This window comes from Nocardioides sp. B-3 (assembly GCF_024703895.1).
GTDB lineage: Bacteria > Actinomycetota > Actinomycetes > Propionibacteriales > Nocardioidaceae > Nocardioides.
Map to the genome: position 1 here is coordinate 3,319,272 of NZ_CP087968.1, position 12,990 is coordinate 3,332,261.

Sequence of the window (12,990 nt, forward strand, 5' to 3'; positions counted from 1 at the left end):
AATTAGCACAGTGTGCGCCTGATGTTTGAGAACTCAACAGTGTGTCATAGTCGACGAATTAGTTTGTTTTGCCCCGTCACCGTGACTTGTGTTTGGTCTGCCTTTTGGGTGGGTTGGGTGCATGGTTGTGGTGGTGGTTTCTTTGGTTGAAGACAATAATTTCTGACAATATTTTTTGTCAGTGTTGTGTCTTTTGTCAGGGGATGTGGCTCTCTTTTTCCTGTGCTGGCCTTTGGGTTGGTGTGGGTGTTTGTTTTCGATGGAGAGTTTGATCCTGGCTCAGGACGAACGCTGGCGGCGTGCTTAACACATGCAAGTCGAGCGGAAAGGCCACTTCGGTGGTACTCGAGCGGCGAACGGGTGAGTAACACGTGAGTAATCTGCCCTCCACTTTGGGATAGCCACCGGAAACGGTGATTAATACCGGATATGACCACGATTCGCATGGGTTGTGGTGGAAAGTTTTTCGGTGGGGGATGTGCTCGCGGCCTATCAGCTTGATGGTGGGGTAATGGCCTACCATGGCTTCGACGGGTAGCCGGCCTGAGAGGGTGACCGGCCACACTGGGACTGAGACACGGCCCAGACTCCTACGGGAGGCAGCAGTGGGGAATATTGGACAATGGGCGGAAGCCTGATCCAGCAACGCCGCGTGAGGGATGACGGCCTTCGGGTTGTAAACCTCTTTCAGCACAGACGAAGCGAAAGTGACGGTATGTGCAGAAGAAGCACCGGCCAACTACGTGCCAGCAGCCGCGGTAATACGTAGGGTGCGAGCGTTGTCCGGAATTATTGGGCGTAAAGGGCTCGTAGGCGGTTTGTCGCGTCGGGAGTGAAAACACACAGCTTAACTGTGTGCTGGCTTCCGATACGGGCAGACTAGAGGTATGCAGGGGAGAACGGAATTCCCGGTGTAGCGGTGAAATGCGCAGATATCAGGAGGAACACCGGTGGCGAAGGCGGTTCTCTGGGCATTACCTGACGCTGAGGAGCGAAAGTGTGGGGAGCGAACAGGATTAGATACCCTGGTAGTCCACACCGTAAACGTTGGGCGCTAGGTGTGGGGCCTATTCCATGGGTTCCGTGCCGCAGCTAACGCATTAAGCGCCCCGCCCGGGGGGTACGGCCGCAAGGCTAAAACTCAAAGGAATTGACGGGGGCCCGCACAAGCGGCGGAGCATGCGGATTAATTCGATGCAACGCGAAGAACCTTACACTGGTTTGACATACACCGGAAAGCCTCAGAGATGAGGCCCCTTTTGTCGGTGTACAGGTGGTGCATGGCTGTCGTCAGCTCGTGTCGTGAGATGTTGGGTTAAGTCCCGCAACGAGCGCAACCCTCGTTCTATGTTGCCAGCACGTAATGGTGGGGACTCATAGGAGACTGCCGGGGTCAACTCGGAGGAAGGTGGGGATGACGTCAAGTCATCATGCCCCTTATGTCCGGGGCTTCACGCATGCTACAATGGCCGGTACAAAGGGCTGCGATCCCGTAAGGGGGAGCGAATCCCAAAAAGCCGGTCTCAGTTCGGATTGGGGTCTGCAACTCGACCCCATGAAGTCGGAGTCGCTAGTAATCGCAGATCAGCAACGCTGCGGTGAATACGTTCCCGGGCCTTGTACACACCGCCCGTCACGTCACGAAAGTCGGCAACACCCGAAGCCGGTGGCCCAACCCGTAAGGGAGGGAGCTGTCGAAGGTGGGGCTGGCGATTGGGACGAAGTCGTAACAAGGTAGCCGTACCGGAAGGTGCGGCTGGATCACCTCCTTTCTAAGGAGCACACACCCCGCACACCCGGCATCCGTCCGGGTGGCACTGGTGGTGTTCACTAGTGGAATCGTCGATGATGCTTGACCCCTGTGGGGGCTGGCGCTTAGTACTACTCGCAACTTGTTGTGGGTGTGGAACGGGGTTGGTTCTGGTGGGGGGAGGGTTGGCACACTGTTGGGTCCTGAAGCATCAGGGCCGAGTTGCACCATGTACTGGCTTTTGTTGGTGGGTGGGGTTGCTCGGGGTTGTTGTTTTTGGATTGCTCTCCTTTGTCTGCTGGTCTGCGTATGCGGGTTGGTGGGGGTTGGTGGGGTTGTTGTTTGAGATCTGCATAGTGGACGCGAGCATTAATTAATGCTTTGTAGTGTAAGTTTTGCAAAACATGCGCCCTCATTGATTGTGGTGGGTGTGTGGTGTTTTCTTTGTAGTGATTTGTTTTGACGTTGTTGAGACAAGCTATGAAGGGCACATGGTGGATGCCTTGGCATCAAGAGCCGATGAAGGACGTAGGAGCCTGCGATAAGCCCCGGGGGAGTTGGCAACCGAGCTGTGATCCGGGGGTGTCCGAATGGGGAAACCCAGCTGGAGTCATGTCCAGTTACCCACATCTGAACACATAGGGTGTGTGGAGGGAACGTGGGGAAGTGAAACATCTCAGTACCCACAGGAAGAGAAAACAAAAGTGATTCCGAGAGTAGTGGCGAGCGAAATCGGAAGAGGCCAAACCATGGTTGTGTGATACCCGGCAGGGGTTGCAGTCATGGGGTTGTGGGGTTGCTCGACACGGTCTGCCGGCTGTGTGCAGAGTAAGAAACTCAGATACGAAGTCGAAGTCCATTGGAAAGTGGTGCCGTAGCGGGTGATAGCCCCGTAGACGTATGTTCTGAGCTCTGGAGCAGTACCCCAAGTAACACGGAACCCCTGAAATTCCGTGTGAATCTGGCGGGACCACCCGTTAAGCCTAAATACTCCTTGATGACCGATAGCGGACAAGTACCGTGAGGGAAAGGTGAAAAGTACCCCCGGGGGGAGTGAAATAGTACCTGAAACCGTGTGCCTACAATCCGTCGGAGCGAGTCCTTGTGGCTTGTGACGGCGTGCCTTTGAAGAATGAGCCTGCGAGTTTGCGGTGTGTTGCGAGGTTAACCCGTGTGGGGTAGCCATGTAGCGAAAGCGAGTCCGAATAGGGCGTTTCAGTAGCGCGCTCAAGACCCGAAGCGAAGTGATCTATCCATGGGCAGGTTGAAGCGTCGGTAAGACGACGTGGAGGACCGAACCCACTTAGGTTGAAAACTGAGGGGATGACCTGTGGATAGGGGTGAAAGGCCAATCAAACTTCGTGATAGCTGGTTCTCCCCGAAATGCATTTAGGTGCAGCGTTGTGTGTTTCTTGCCGGAGGTAGAGCACTGGATAGCCGATGGGCCCGACCAGGTTACTGACGTTAGCCAAACTCCGAATGCCGGTAAGTGAGAGCGCAGCAGTGAGACAGTGGGGGATAAGCTCCATTGTCGAGAGGGAAACAGCCCAGACCATCAGCTAAGGCCCCTAAGCGGTGACTAAGTGGAAAAGGATGTGGAGTCGCAGTGACAACCGGGAGGTTGGCTTGGAAGCAGCCACCCTTGAAAGAGTGCGTAATAGCTCACTGGTCAAGTGATTCCGCGCCGACAATGTAGCGGGGCTCAAGTCATCCGCCGAAGCTATGGCATTCAGCGAATACATCAGCATCGACTTGATCGGTGTTCAGTGCGCTGGATGGGTAGGGGAGCGTCGTGTGGGCAGTGAAGCGCCGGAGTGATCCGTGTGGAGCCCACACGAGTGAGAATGCAGGCATGAGTAGCGAATGAAGAGCGAGAAACTCTTCCGCCGAATGATCAAGGGTTCCGGGGGTCAAGCTAATCTGCCCCGGGTAAGTCGGGACCTAAGGCGAGGCCGACAGGCGTAGTCGATGGACAACGGGTTGATATTCCCGTACCGGCAAAGTAGCGCCCATGACGAACCCGGTGATGCTAACCATCCGAAACCCAGATGATCGGACCCTTCGGGGCGAGACGTCTGGGCGGAGCGTGGGACCCGAACTGGTAGTAGTCAAGCGATGGGGTGACGCAGGAAGGTAGCCCAGCCGTGGCGATGGTAGTCCACGGGTAAGCATGTAGGACGGGGTCCGGGTAAATCCGGGCCGCTCACTTTGATGTGGAGTCTGAGATGTGACACGGAGCCGTATGGTGAAGTGGGTGATCCTATGCTGTCGAGAAAAACCTCTAGCGAGCTATGCGCCGCCCGTACCCCAAACCGACTCAGGTGATCAGGTAGAGAATACTAAGGCGATCGAGATAACCATGGTTAAGGAACTCGGCAAAATGCCCCCGTAACTTCGGGAGAAGGGGGGCCCGGATCGTGAACCCACTTGCTGGGGGAGCGTGAACGGCCGCAGAGACCGAGCCCAAGCGACTGTTTACTAAAAACACAGGTCCGTGCGAAGTTGTAAGACGATGTATACGGACTGACTCCTGCCCGGTGCTGGAAGGTTAAGAGGACCTGTTAGACGCAAGTCGAAGCGGAGAATTTAAGCCCCAGTAAACGGCGGTGGTAACTATAACCATCCTAAGGTAGCAGAAATTCCTTGTCGGGGTAAGTTCCGACCTGCACGAATGGAGTAACGACTTGGGCGCTGTCTCAACCATGGACTCAGCGAAATTGCACTACGAGTAAAGATGCTCGTTACGCGCGGCAGGACGGAAAGACCCCGGGACCTTTACTATAGTTTGGTATTGGTGTTTGGTACTGCTTGTGTAGGATAGGTGGGAGACTGTGAAGCGCAGACGCCAGTTTGTGTGGAGTCATCGTTGAAATACCACTCTAGTAGTATTAGATGTCTAACCTAGGTCCGTAATCCGGATCAGGGACAGTGCCTGATGGGTAGTTTAACTGGGGCGGTTGCCTCCTAAAAAGTAACGGAGGCGCTCAAAGGTTCCCTCAGCCCGGTTGGCAATCAGGTGTTGAGTGTAAGTGCACAAGGGAGCTTGACTGTGAGACAGACATGTCGAGCAGGGACGAAAGTCGGAACTAGTGATCCGGCGCCAGCAGGTGGAAGCGGCGTCGCTCAACGGATAAAAGGTACCCCGGGGATAACAGGCTGATCTTCCCCAAGAGTCCATATCGACGGGATGGTTTGGCACCTCGATGTCGGCTCGTCGCATCCCGGGGCTGGAGTAGGTCCCAAGGGTTGGGCTGTTCGCCCATTAAAGCGGCACGCGAGCTGGGTTTAGAACGTCGTGAGACAGTTCGGTCCCTATCCGCCGCGCGCAGGAAACTTGAGAAAGGCTGTCCCTAGTACGAGAGGACCGGGATGGACGAACCTCTGGTGTGCCAGTTGTTCCGCCTGGGAGCACGGCTGGTTGGCTACGTTCGGAAGTGATAACCGCTGAATGCATCTAAGCGGGAAGCACGTTTCAAGATGAGGTTTCCCACCAGGTTAACTGGGTAAGGCCCCCACAGAACATGGGGTTGATAGGCCGGAGGTGTACAGCAGTAATGCCCAGCCGACCGGTACTAATAGGCCGAGGGCTTGTCCCAACACCGTACAAAACCAATCACCACACCGGTTACGGTAGAGAACACGACAAGACCAGCGCTACAAACGCACGAATGAGTGCCCGCGTCCACATGCAGTTCCCAACCAACACACCCATCGGGTCGTGAGCGGTTGCAGGACACACAACTGAACAGATGCATCATCAAGCTTGGAACATGCCCCGACCAACATCCGTGTTGGGTTTGGGTGTGTGTGTTCCGCCAGAGTTACGGCGGCCATAGCGAAAGGGAACGTCTGTGCCAGTACCGTGGCAGCGCACGACCCCTTTACTTACATCAGCACAGAGCAAGCACCCGAAAGGTTTCCGTCGTGGCCGAGGAACGTCGTAGCCAGCGCCCGCCAGCTCGAGACGGCTCGAAGCCGCCCGCCCGTGGCGGTGCTCCGTCGGGGCGTGGTGGCAAGCCGGACTCCCGTGGCGGCAAGCCCGATGGGCGCGGGGGAAGGCGGACTCACGTGGAGGACGAGCGGACAGCCGTGGCGGCAAGCCCGACACGCGGGGAGGCAAGCCGGGCGCCCGCGGCGGCTCGGACCGTAGCAAGTCACGTGAGAGCGACTGGAAGCGCCCGCGCGATGAGCAGCGACCCCGCACGGTCGACCGGGCCGAGTACGACGGCCCACCGCTCCCCGAGGAGCTGACCGGCCGGGAGCTCGATCGTGCCGTGGTCAACCAGCTCAAGGGCCTGCCCGAGAAGCTGGCCGCTCGGGTCGCCCGTCACCCGGCCGCGGCCGGGATGCTGATCGACGATGACCCCGAGACGGCGTACCAGCACACGCTGGCTGCTCGCGCCCGCGCCTCACGCATCGCCATCGTCCGGGAAGCCGTCGGCGAGGCCGCCTACGCGGCCGGGCACTACTCGGTCGCGCTCGCCGAGCTGCGTGCGGCGAAGAGGATGAACGGCGCGACCGCGTACTTGCCGATGATGGCTGACTGCCACCGTGCGCTGGGCCACCCGGAGCAGTCGCTCAAGCTCGCCAAGAGCCCCTCGGTCGCCAACTTCGCACCGGGAGGCCAAGGCCGAGATGACGCTCGTGGAGGCCGGCGCCCGGCGAGACATGGGGCAGCTCGATGCGGCCCTGCGCACCCGGAGCTCGCTCCGCTCATGTCGAAGAGCCGGGCCCCGTGGGTCGTGCGCCTGCGCTACGCCTATGCGGACACGCTCGAGTTTGCCGGTCGCGAGGCCGATGCCCCGGCGTGGTTCCACCGGACCAACGCGATCGACAGCGAGCAGCTCACGGACGCGGCCGACCGCGCCGAGATCCCGGAGAAGCGGAGTCGTTGATCGCGTGATCTGTCAGCATGCCGCCATGCGTGTTGAAGCACCGACGCTCGAGGGAACCGCGGCCGTCAGGGACGGGCGACAGCTGAGCTTTGCCGAATACGGCCCGCCCGACGGTCAGCCGATCGTGTGGATGCACGGAACGCCGGGCGCCCGTCGCCAGATCCCGTTGGAGGCGCGGGCCTTCGCGGCCGCGCAGGGCGTGCGGATCATCGGCATCGACCGTCCCGGGATCGGGTCGTCGTCGCCGTACCTCTATGACAACGTCCCGGGGTGGACCGAGGACCTTCGGTTGCTGCTGGACGCCCTCGGTGTCGACACGTTCCGGCTCGTCGGCCTGTCCGGTGGCGGGCCATATGTCCTCGCCGCCGGCGCGGCCATGCCCGACCGGGTGCTGGCCGCCGCCGTGCTGGGCGGCGTCGCGCCGACCGGGGGCCCGACGCGGCTCCGGGCGGGATGATGCAGCTCGCCGTGGCGTGCGCCCCGGCCCTTCGACCGATGCGCCGGCCCGTCAGCTTCGCGATGACGCAGGCGATCCGGGCCGTGCGCCCGTTCGCCGGGCCGGTGCTCGACGTGTACGCCGCCGTGCAACCGAGTGGGGACAAGAACCTGCTGGCCCGCCCGGAGTTCAAGGCGATGTTCATCGACGACCTGCTCAACGGTTCGCGCACGCAGATGGGCGCAGCCCTGACCGACCCGGTGCTGTTCACGCGGGACTGGGGATTCGCGCTGTCCGACGTGCAGGTCCCGGTGCGCTGGTGGCACGGCGACGCCGACCACATCGTCCCGTTCGCCCACGGGCAACACTGCGTGGACCGGTTGCCGGATGCGACCCCGGCCGTCATCGACGGGGAGAGCCACCTCGGCGGGCTGGGCATCGTCCTCGACGTGCTCGCCTCGATCCCGGACATCGGCGTCGACGTGGATCCGCTCGGCGACACGTCAACAGGTTCCTAGCCTGTCCCATTGGCAAACTCATGCCCCATGGGTCACAATGGTGGTCTAATCACATACGTGTCACTCGCACCCACTTGAAGCCGTCGCACAGACCGCTGGGGAAGGCGCATCTCAGCGTCGGAACTTCAAGGAGGTCACGGTGACCACAAGCACTCACGCCCGCCCGGATGTTGCCGGGACCCGGGGCATTCTTTACGTGCACTCAGCACCCTCTGCTCTCTGCCCTCACGTCGAGTGGGCCGTCGGTGGAGTTCTCGGCGTCGCCGTGAGCCTTGACTGGATTCCCCAGCCCGCCCAGCCCGGCAGCTACCGGGCCGAGCTCTCCCGGGCCGGTTCGGTGGGCTCGGCGGCCTCGGTCGCGTCCGCTCTCCGTGGCTGGAACCACCTGCGGTTCGAGATCACCGAGGAGCCGAGCAGTGCCAGCGAGGGCACCCGGTTCTCCTACACGCCCGAGCTCGGCGTCTACCACGCCGTGACCGGCCTGCACGGCGACATCATGATCCCGGAGGACCGGCTGAAGGCAGCCGTCGTGAAGGCCGCCCCGGGCGACACGACCCTGCTGAACGAGATCGACAAGCTCCTCGGCAAGCCGTGGGACGACGAGCTCGAGACGTTCCGTCACGCCGGCGAGGGTGCGCCGGTCCGCTGGCTGCACCGGGTCGTCTGACGGCACACAGTGGGTCACGGCCACTCGCACTCCCATCGCGCGGTCGACGTCCGGACCTCGGGTCCGGTCACGCGCCTGCTCCCGGCCCTGCTGGCCCTGACCGCGATCGGCACCCCGGTTGGCGTGGGGATGCTCTGGCCGAGTGGCGAGCGGCCGTCGACGCCGTACTCCGCCGACGGCGTCACCTATCCCGACGGCGAAGTGCTCCGAGTGGGGGAGGCCTGCCCGGTCGTCACCCGGAGTCGAGCGAGTTCCCCGAGGTCTGTGACGACGTCGACGTACGCCTCGATGGCGACGCCGGAACGGTGAGCGAGCTGCGCGTGCGACCCGGCGTCGTGGACGCGGTCCGGGTGGGCGACCGGGTCACGCTGGTCGCCGTGCCGCAGGAGGGCGCCGACGTCCCCAACTACGGCTGGGTGGGCGTCGACCGGAAGCCGCCGCTCGGCTGGCTGGCGCTCGCCTTCCTGCTGGTGGTTGCCGTGATCGCCCGGGTCCGCGGCCTGCTGGCCATCCTCGGCCCTGGGTCTTCGCGGGTCTTGTGATCGGCTACTTCATGCTTCCGGCGCTGCTGGCGGGGAGTCAGGGCTGGCCGTGGCGCTGGTGGGGTCGACGGCCATCATGTTCGTCGTCCTCTACCTCGCGCACGGCCCTTCGGTGCGTACGTCGACCGCGCTGGCCGGGACCCTGATCGGGCTCGTCATCACCGCGGGCATCGGGCTGGTGGCCATCCACTCCGCGCGACTCAGCGGCCTCGGCGACGAGTCGAGCCTGCTGCTGCGCAACCAGGGCCGACCAGCTCGACTTCAGGGGGCTGCTCACCTGTGCAGTGATCGTCGCCGGACTCGGTGTCCTCAACGACGTGACCATCACCCAGAGCTCGTCGGTGTGGGAGCTGCGGGAGGCTGCGCCGCACCTGACCCGACGCCAGCTCTTCGCCTCGGGGATGCGGATCGGTCGCGACCACATCGCGTCCACGATCTACACGATCGTGTTCGCCTATGCCGGGACCGCGGTGGCGACGATGCTGTTGATCTCGCTCTACGACCGACCGCTGATCGACGTCCTCAGCGACGAGGCCATCGCCGAGGAGGTCGCACGGACCCCTGGCCTCGGCCATCGGCCCGGTGCTTGCGGTGCCAGCGACGACCGCGATCGCGGCCGCGACCGTGGCACCAGCCGTCAGGGACGAGCCAGCCGGAAGCGCGTGACCGGCACGTAGGCCGGGATGGGCACCGAGGGGTCGTCGTACCAGTTCAGGGTGCCCTTGATCCGGAACTTGCCCGGAACGGTCGCGGCCCGACACAACCGGTAGGACACGGTCGCCGTGTCGGGGTCGACGGTGCTGATGTGGGCGAACGAGGCCACGGCCAGCCCGCGCCGGTCGACGATCGAGACCTCGAGCGACCAGTCGTCGGTCGGGACCCGGACGACGTAGGCGTAGTGATAGCGGCGGCAGCCCTTGCGCAGGGTGCCGTCGTTGGCCGCGGTGTTGCCGCCGATCACCTCGGCCTCGCGGCTGGCCTCCACGGGCCCCGCCTGCGCGGGCACGGTGGATACGCTGGCGACCAACGCCGGGGGCGATGGCAGCGACGGCGACCGGGGCTGGGACGGGACGGTTCATCAGTCGATCCTTCGGCGAGTGACCACGGACACAGTCAACAACGTGTGGAAGGCATCGGCGTTATGGATCAGAGCGGGATGTTGCCGTGCTGCCCGCGGTGCACGCCAGAGGTGTCGATCTCGTGGCGGAAGGCGGCCGCGATGGCGCTGCGGGTGCGCGACGGCTCGACCACCTCGTCGACGACGCCGATCTCCACCGCCTTGTCCACGCCGCCAGCGATCCGCTCGTGCTCGGCGGCGAGCTCAGCCTCGACGCGCGGACGGATCTCGGGCGAGACCTCGGCCAGCTTGCGCCGGTGCAGGATCCGGATGGCGGCGACCGCCCCCATCACGGCCACCTCGGCGCCCGGCCGGGCCAGCACCCGGGTGGCGCCGAGCGAGCGGGCGTTCATGGCGATGTAGGCGCCGCCGTAGGTCTTGCGGGTCACCAGCGTCACGCGCGGCACGACGCACTCGCCGAACGCGTGGAGCAGCTTCGCGCCGCGGCGTACGACACCGTCCCACTCCTGCCCGACGCCCGGGAGGTAGCCGGGGACGTCGACGAGCACGATCAGCGGCACGCCGAACGCGTCGCACATGCGCACGAAGCGCGACGCCTTCTCGGCGGACAGCGAATCGAGGCAGCCGCCGAGTCGCAGCGGGTTGTTGGCCACGACGCCGACGGTCCGACCCCCGAAGCGACCGAGCGCGGTGACGATGTTGGGTGCCCAGCGGGCGTGCAGCTCCTGCATGGTGCCGTCGTCGAGCACGGCCTCGACGAGGGGGTGCACGTCGTAGGCGCGCTTCTTGGACTCGGGCAGGATCGCCTCGAGGTCGCGGTCCTCCACGGAGTCCCGGGTCGAGACTGCCCCGGGGCGCCCGGGAGGGACGCGACCGTGCGGGCCCGGTCGAGCGCCTCGCGCTCGGACTCGGTGAGGATGTGGACGACACCCGACCTGCGACCGTGGGGCTCGGGTCCGCCGAGACGCAGCATGTCGACGTCCTCGCCCGTCACGGAGCGGACGACGTCGGGGCCGGTGACGAAGATGCGGCCCTCGGGGCCGAGGATCACCACGTCGGTGAGGGCGGGGCCGTAGGCGGCGCCACCGGCGGCCGGGCCGAGCACGACGGAGATCTGCGGGATCTTGCCGGAAGCCCGGGTCATCACCCGGAAGATGCGACCGACAGCGTGCAGTGACAGCACGCCCTCGGCGAGCCGGGCGCCGCCCGAGTGCCACAGGCCGATGATCGGGACGCCGTCGGTGATGGCGCGGTGGTAGGCGTCGACCACGACGCGGCAGCCGACATCGCCCATCGCGCCGCCCATGACGGTGGCGTCACTGCAGAAGGCCACCGCCGTCGTGCCGTGGACGCGACCGATGGCGGCCAGCATGCCCGAGTCGTCGTCGGCGGTGAGCAGCTCGAGGCTGCCCTCGTCGAAGAGCGCCGTGAGGCGGTGGACGGGGTTGCGCGGGTCCTGCTCGCGCGGCAGCTTGGCGGGCTTGGTGGCCGTCGAGGTCATGATGCGCTGCCGAAGACGACGGCCACGTTGGCGCCACCGAAGCCGAAGGAGTTGTTGAGGGCCGTGATGTCGCCGTCGGGCAGGGTGCGCGCCGACGTCGGGATGTCGAGGTCGACCGCCGGATCCTTGTCGTCCGGGTTGATCGTCGGTGGGCTGGTGCGGTTCTTCAGCGCGAGCACCGTGGCAACGGCCTCGAGCGCTCCGGCGCCACCGAGCAGGTGACCGGTCATCGACTTGGTGCTCGTGACGACGCACTGCTCGACGTGCTTGCCCGGGACGGTGTGCAGCATCAGGCCCTCGGCGATGTCGCCCTTGGGCGTGGAGGTGGCGTGGGCGTTGACGTGCACGACCGTGGCCGGGTCGACGTCACCCTCGCGCAGGGCCATCCGGATGGCGCGGGTGCCGCCGCGGCCCTCCGGGTCGGGCTGTGCGATGTCGTGGGCGTCGTTGCTGATGCCGGCGCCGAGGGCGTAGGCGTAGATGTGGGCGCCGCGGGCGCGGGCGTGCTCCTCGGACTCGAGGACCAGCACCGCGCCACCCTCGCCGAGGACGAAGCCGTCGCGGGCCGTGTCCCGGGGGCGGGAGACGGTCGTCGGGTCGCCCTCGTTCTTGGAGAGCGCCATCATGTTGGCGAAGGCCGCCATGGGCAGCGGGTGGATCGCGGCCTCGGTGCCGCCGGCCAGCACGACGTCGGCGCGGCCCCGGGCGGATCAGGTCGATGGCCATCGCGATCGCCTCGTTGCCGGACGCGCAGGCCGAGGTCGGGGCGTGTACGGCGCCGCGTGCGCCGTACTTCAGGCTCACGTTGGCCGCGGGGGCGTTGGGCATGAGCATCGGGACGGCGAGGGGGAGACGCGGCGAGCGCCCTTCTCCGAGCAGCGTGTCGTAGTTGGCCAGCAGCGTGGTCACGCCACCGATGCCGGAGGCCGGGGACACGGCGAGGCGCTCGGGCTCGAGCCCGGAGCCCTCCGGGCCGGCGTCGGCCCGGGCCCAGTCGGCGGCGACCATGGCGAACTGGCTGGCTCGGTCGAGGCGGCGCGCCTTGACGCGCTCCGAGGACCTCGGACGGCTCCACGGCGATGCGGCCACCGATCTTGACCGGCAGCTGCTCTGGACCCAGTCGTCGTCGAGGTGCCGGATGCCGGAGCGACCTGCGAGCAGGGCGTCCCGTGTGGAGGTGACGTCACCACCGACCGGGGAGGTGGCTCCGAGTCCGGTGACGACTACGCGGGTCGAGGTCATGTGACGGTGTCCGTTCTGGTGTGGATGGCTCTGCGGAGTGGCGGGCAGGGACAGGCAGCCGGGTCCGGGTGTGGGCCCGGCCGCCGGTGGATCAGTCCTGCGAGCGCTCGATGAAGGCGACGGCGTCGCCGACGGTCTTGAGGTTCTTGACCTCGTCGTCGGGGATGGTCACGCCGAACTTCTCCTCGGCGGCCACGACGACCTCGACCATGGAGAGCGAGTCGACGTCGAGGTCGTCCACGAAGGACTTGTCGAGCTGTACGTCGTCGGCGTCGATGCCGGCGACCTCGTTGACGATCTCGGCGAGGTCGGCGCGGATCTCTTCGGTGGTGGCCATGGGCCTTCCTTCCATTGATGGGTG

General features: G+C 64.5%; 10 protein-coding genes, 2 rRNA genes and 3 pseudogenes. 10 read left to right on the plus strand and 5 right to left on the minus strand.

Annotated elements, in window-relative coordinates:
• Window positions 1–256 precede the first annotated feature (256 nt).
• The 10 genes and pseudogenes from LP418_RS22090 (at window position 257) to LP418_RS22135 (ending at window position 9,485) form a co-directional block, all read left to right on the plus strand.
• Window positions 257–1,772, plus strand: a 16S ribosomal RNA gene (locus LP418_RS22090).
• Window positions 1,773–2,221: 449 nt separating this feature from the next.
• Window positions 2,222–5,346: ribosomal RNA gene (locus LP418_RS22095) — 23S ribosomal RNA — on the plus strand.
• Together the 16S and 23S rRNA genes form the textbook arrangement of a ribosomal RNA operon.
• A gap of 678 nt (window positions 5,347–6,024) precedes the next feature.
• Window positions 6,025–6,645 carry a hypothetical protein gene (locus LP418_RS22100; protein WP_257953703.1) on the plus strand — a complete coding sequence of 207 codons (621 nt, stop codon included), beginning with the start codon at window positions 6,025–6,027 and terminating at the stop codon, window positions 6,643–6,645.
• A gap of 4 nt (window positions 6,646–6,649) precedes the next feature.
• Window positions 6,650–7,102, plus strand: coding sequence for an alpha/beta fold hydrolase (locus tag LP418_RS22105; RefSeq protein ID WP_257953704.1), 453 nt, complete (start codon window positions 6,650–6,652; stop codon window positions 7,100–7,102).
• Window positions 7,103–7,140: 38 nt separating this feature from the next.
• The gene (locus LP418_RS22110) at window positions 7,141–7,599 is read left to right on the plus strand and encodes an alpha/beta fold hydrolase (protein WP_257953705.1); all 459 of its coding nucleotides are present in this window, start codon (window positions 7,141–7,143) and stop codon (window positions 7,597–7,599) included.
• 196 nt (window positions 7,600–7,795) lie between these two features.
• Window positions 7,796–8,266 (plus strand): DUF3145 domain-containing protein, encoded by a 471-nt coding sequence (locus tag LP418_RS22115; RefSeq protein WP_257957141.1) that lies wholly within the window; start codon window positions 7,796–7,798, stop codon window positions 8,264–8,266.
• A 9-nt stretch (window positions 8,267–8,275) separates the two neighbouring features.
• On the plus strand, window positions 8,276–8,575 hold the full coding sequence (locus LP418_RS22120) for a hypothetical protein (RefSeq protein WP_257953706.1): 300 nt from the start codon (window positions 8,276–8,278) through the stop codon (window positions 8,573–8,575).
• Window positions 8,572–8,808 (plus strand): hypothetical protein, encoded by a 237-nt coding sequence (locus LP418_RS22125; protein ID WP_257953707.1) that lies wholly within the window; start codon window positions 8,572–8,574, stop codon window positions 8,806–8,808. The genes LP418_RS22120 and LP418_RS22125 overlap by 4 nt, the downstream gene beginning before the upstream one ends.
• Before the next feature lie 76 nt (window positions 8,809–8,884).
• A pseudogene (locus LP418_RS34245) lies at window positions 8,885–8,989 on the plus strand (hypothetical protein); the annotation flags it as partial.
• Window positions 8,990–9,092: 103 nt separating this feature from the next.
• Window positions 9,093–9,485, plus strand: a complete 393-nt coding sequence (locus LP418_RS22135; protein ID WP_257953709.1) for a YibE/F family protein — start codon at window positions 9,093–9,095, stop codon at window positions 9,483–9,485.
• Here LP418_RS22135 and LP418_RS22140 read toward each other — a convergent pair.
• From LP418_RS22140 to LP418_RS22160, 5 genes and pseudogenes are all read right to left on the minus strand, one after another.
• On the minus strand, window positions 9,446–9,793 hold the full coding sequence (locus LP418_RS22140) for a hypothetical protein (protein WP_257953710.1): 348 nt from the start codon (window positions 9,791–9,793) through the stop codon (window positions 9,446–9,448). The genes LP418_RS22135 and LP418_RS22140 overlap by 40 nt on opposite strands.
• 161 nt (window positions 9,794–9,954) lie before the next feature.
• Window positions 9,955–11,387, minus strand: a pseudogene (locus LP418_RS22145) (acyl-CoA carboxylase subunit beta).
• Entirely contained in the window at window positions 11,384–12,031 is a 648-nt protein-coding gene (locus LP418_RS22150) for a beta-ketoacyl-[acyl-carrier-protein] synthase family protein (protein ID WP_257953711.1), read from the minus strand. The pseudogene LP418_RS22145 and the gene LP418_RS22150 overlap by 4 nt, the downstream one beginning before the upstream one ends.
• A gap of 115 nt (window positions 12,032–12,146) precedes the next feature.
• Window positions 12,147–12,629: pseudogene (locus LP418_RS22155) on the minus strand (beta-ketoacyl synthase N-terminal-like domain-containing protein); the annotation flags it as partial.
• Window positions 12,630–12,720: 91 nt separating this feature from the next.
• The gene (locus LP418_RS22160; protein WP_010832136.1) at window positions 12,721–12,966 is read right to left on the minus strand and encodes an acyl carrier protein; all 246 of its coding nucleotides are present in this window, start codon (window positions 12,964–12,966) and stop codon (window positions 12,721–12,723) included.
• Window positions 12,967–12,990 lie beyond the last annotated feature (24 nt).

Excerpts from the sequence above, each read along its gene's own strand:
- LP418_RS22110 (WP_257953705.1), top strand. The coding sequence starts at position 7,141 with ATGCGCCGGCCCGTCAGCTTCGCGATGACGCAGGCGATCCGGGCCGTG.
- LP418_RS22150 (WP_257953711.1), bottom strand. The coding sequence starts at position 12,031 with ATGGCGGCCTTCGCCAACATGATGGCGCTCTCCAAGAACGAGGGCGAC.
- LP418_RS22160 (WP_010832136.1), bottom strand. The coding sequence starts at position 12,966 with ATGGCCACCACCGAAGAGATCCGCGCCGACCTCGCCGAGATCGTCAAC.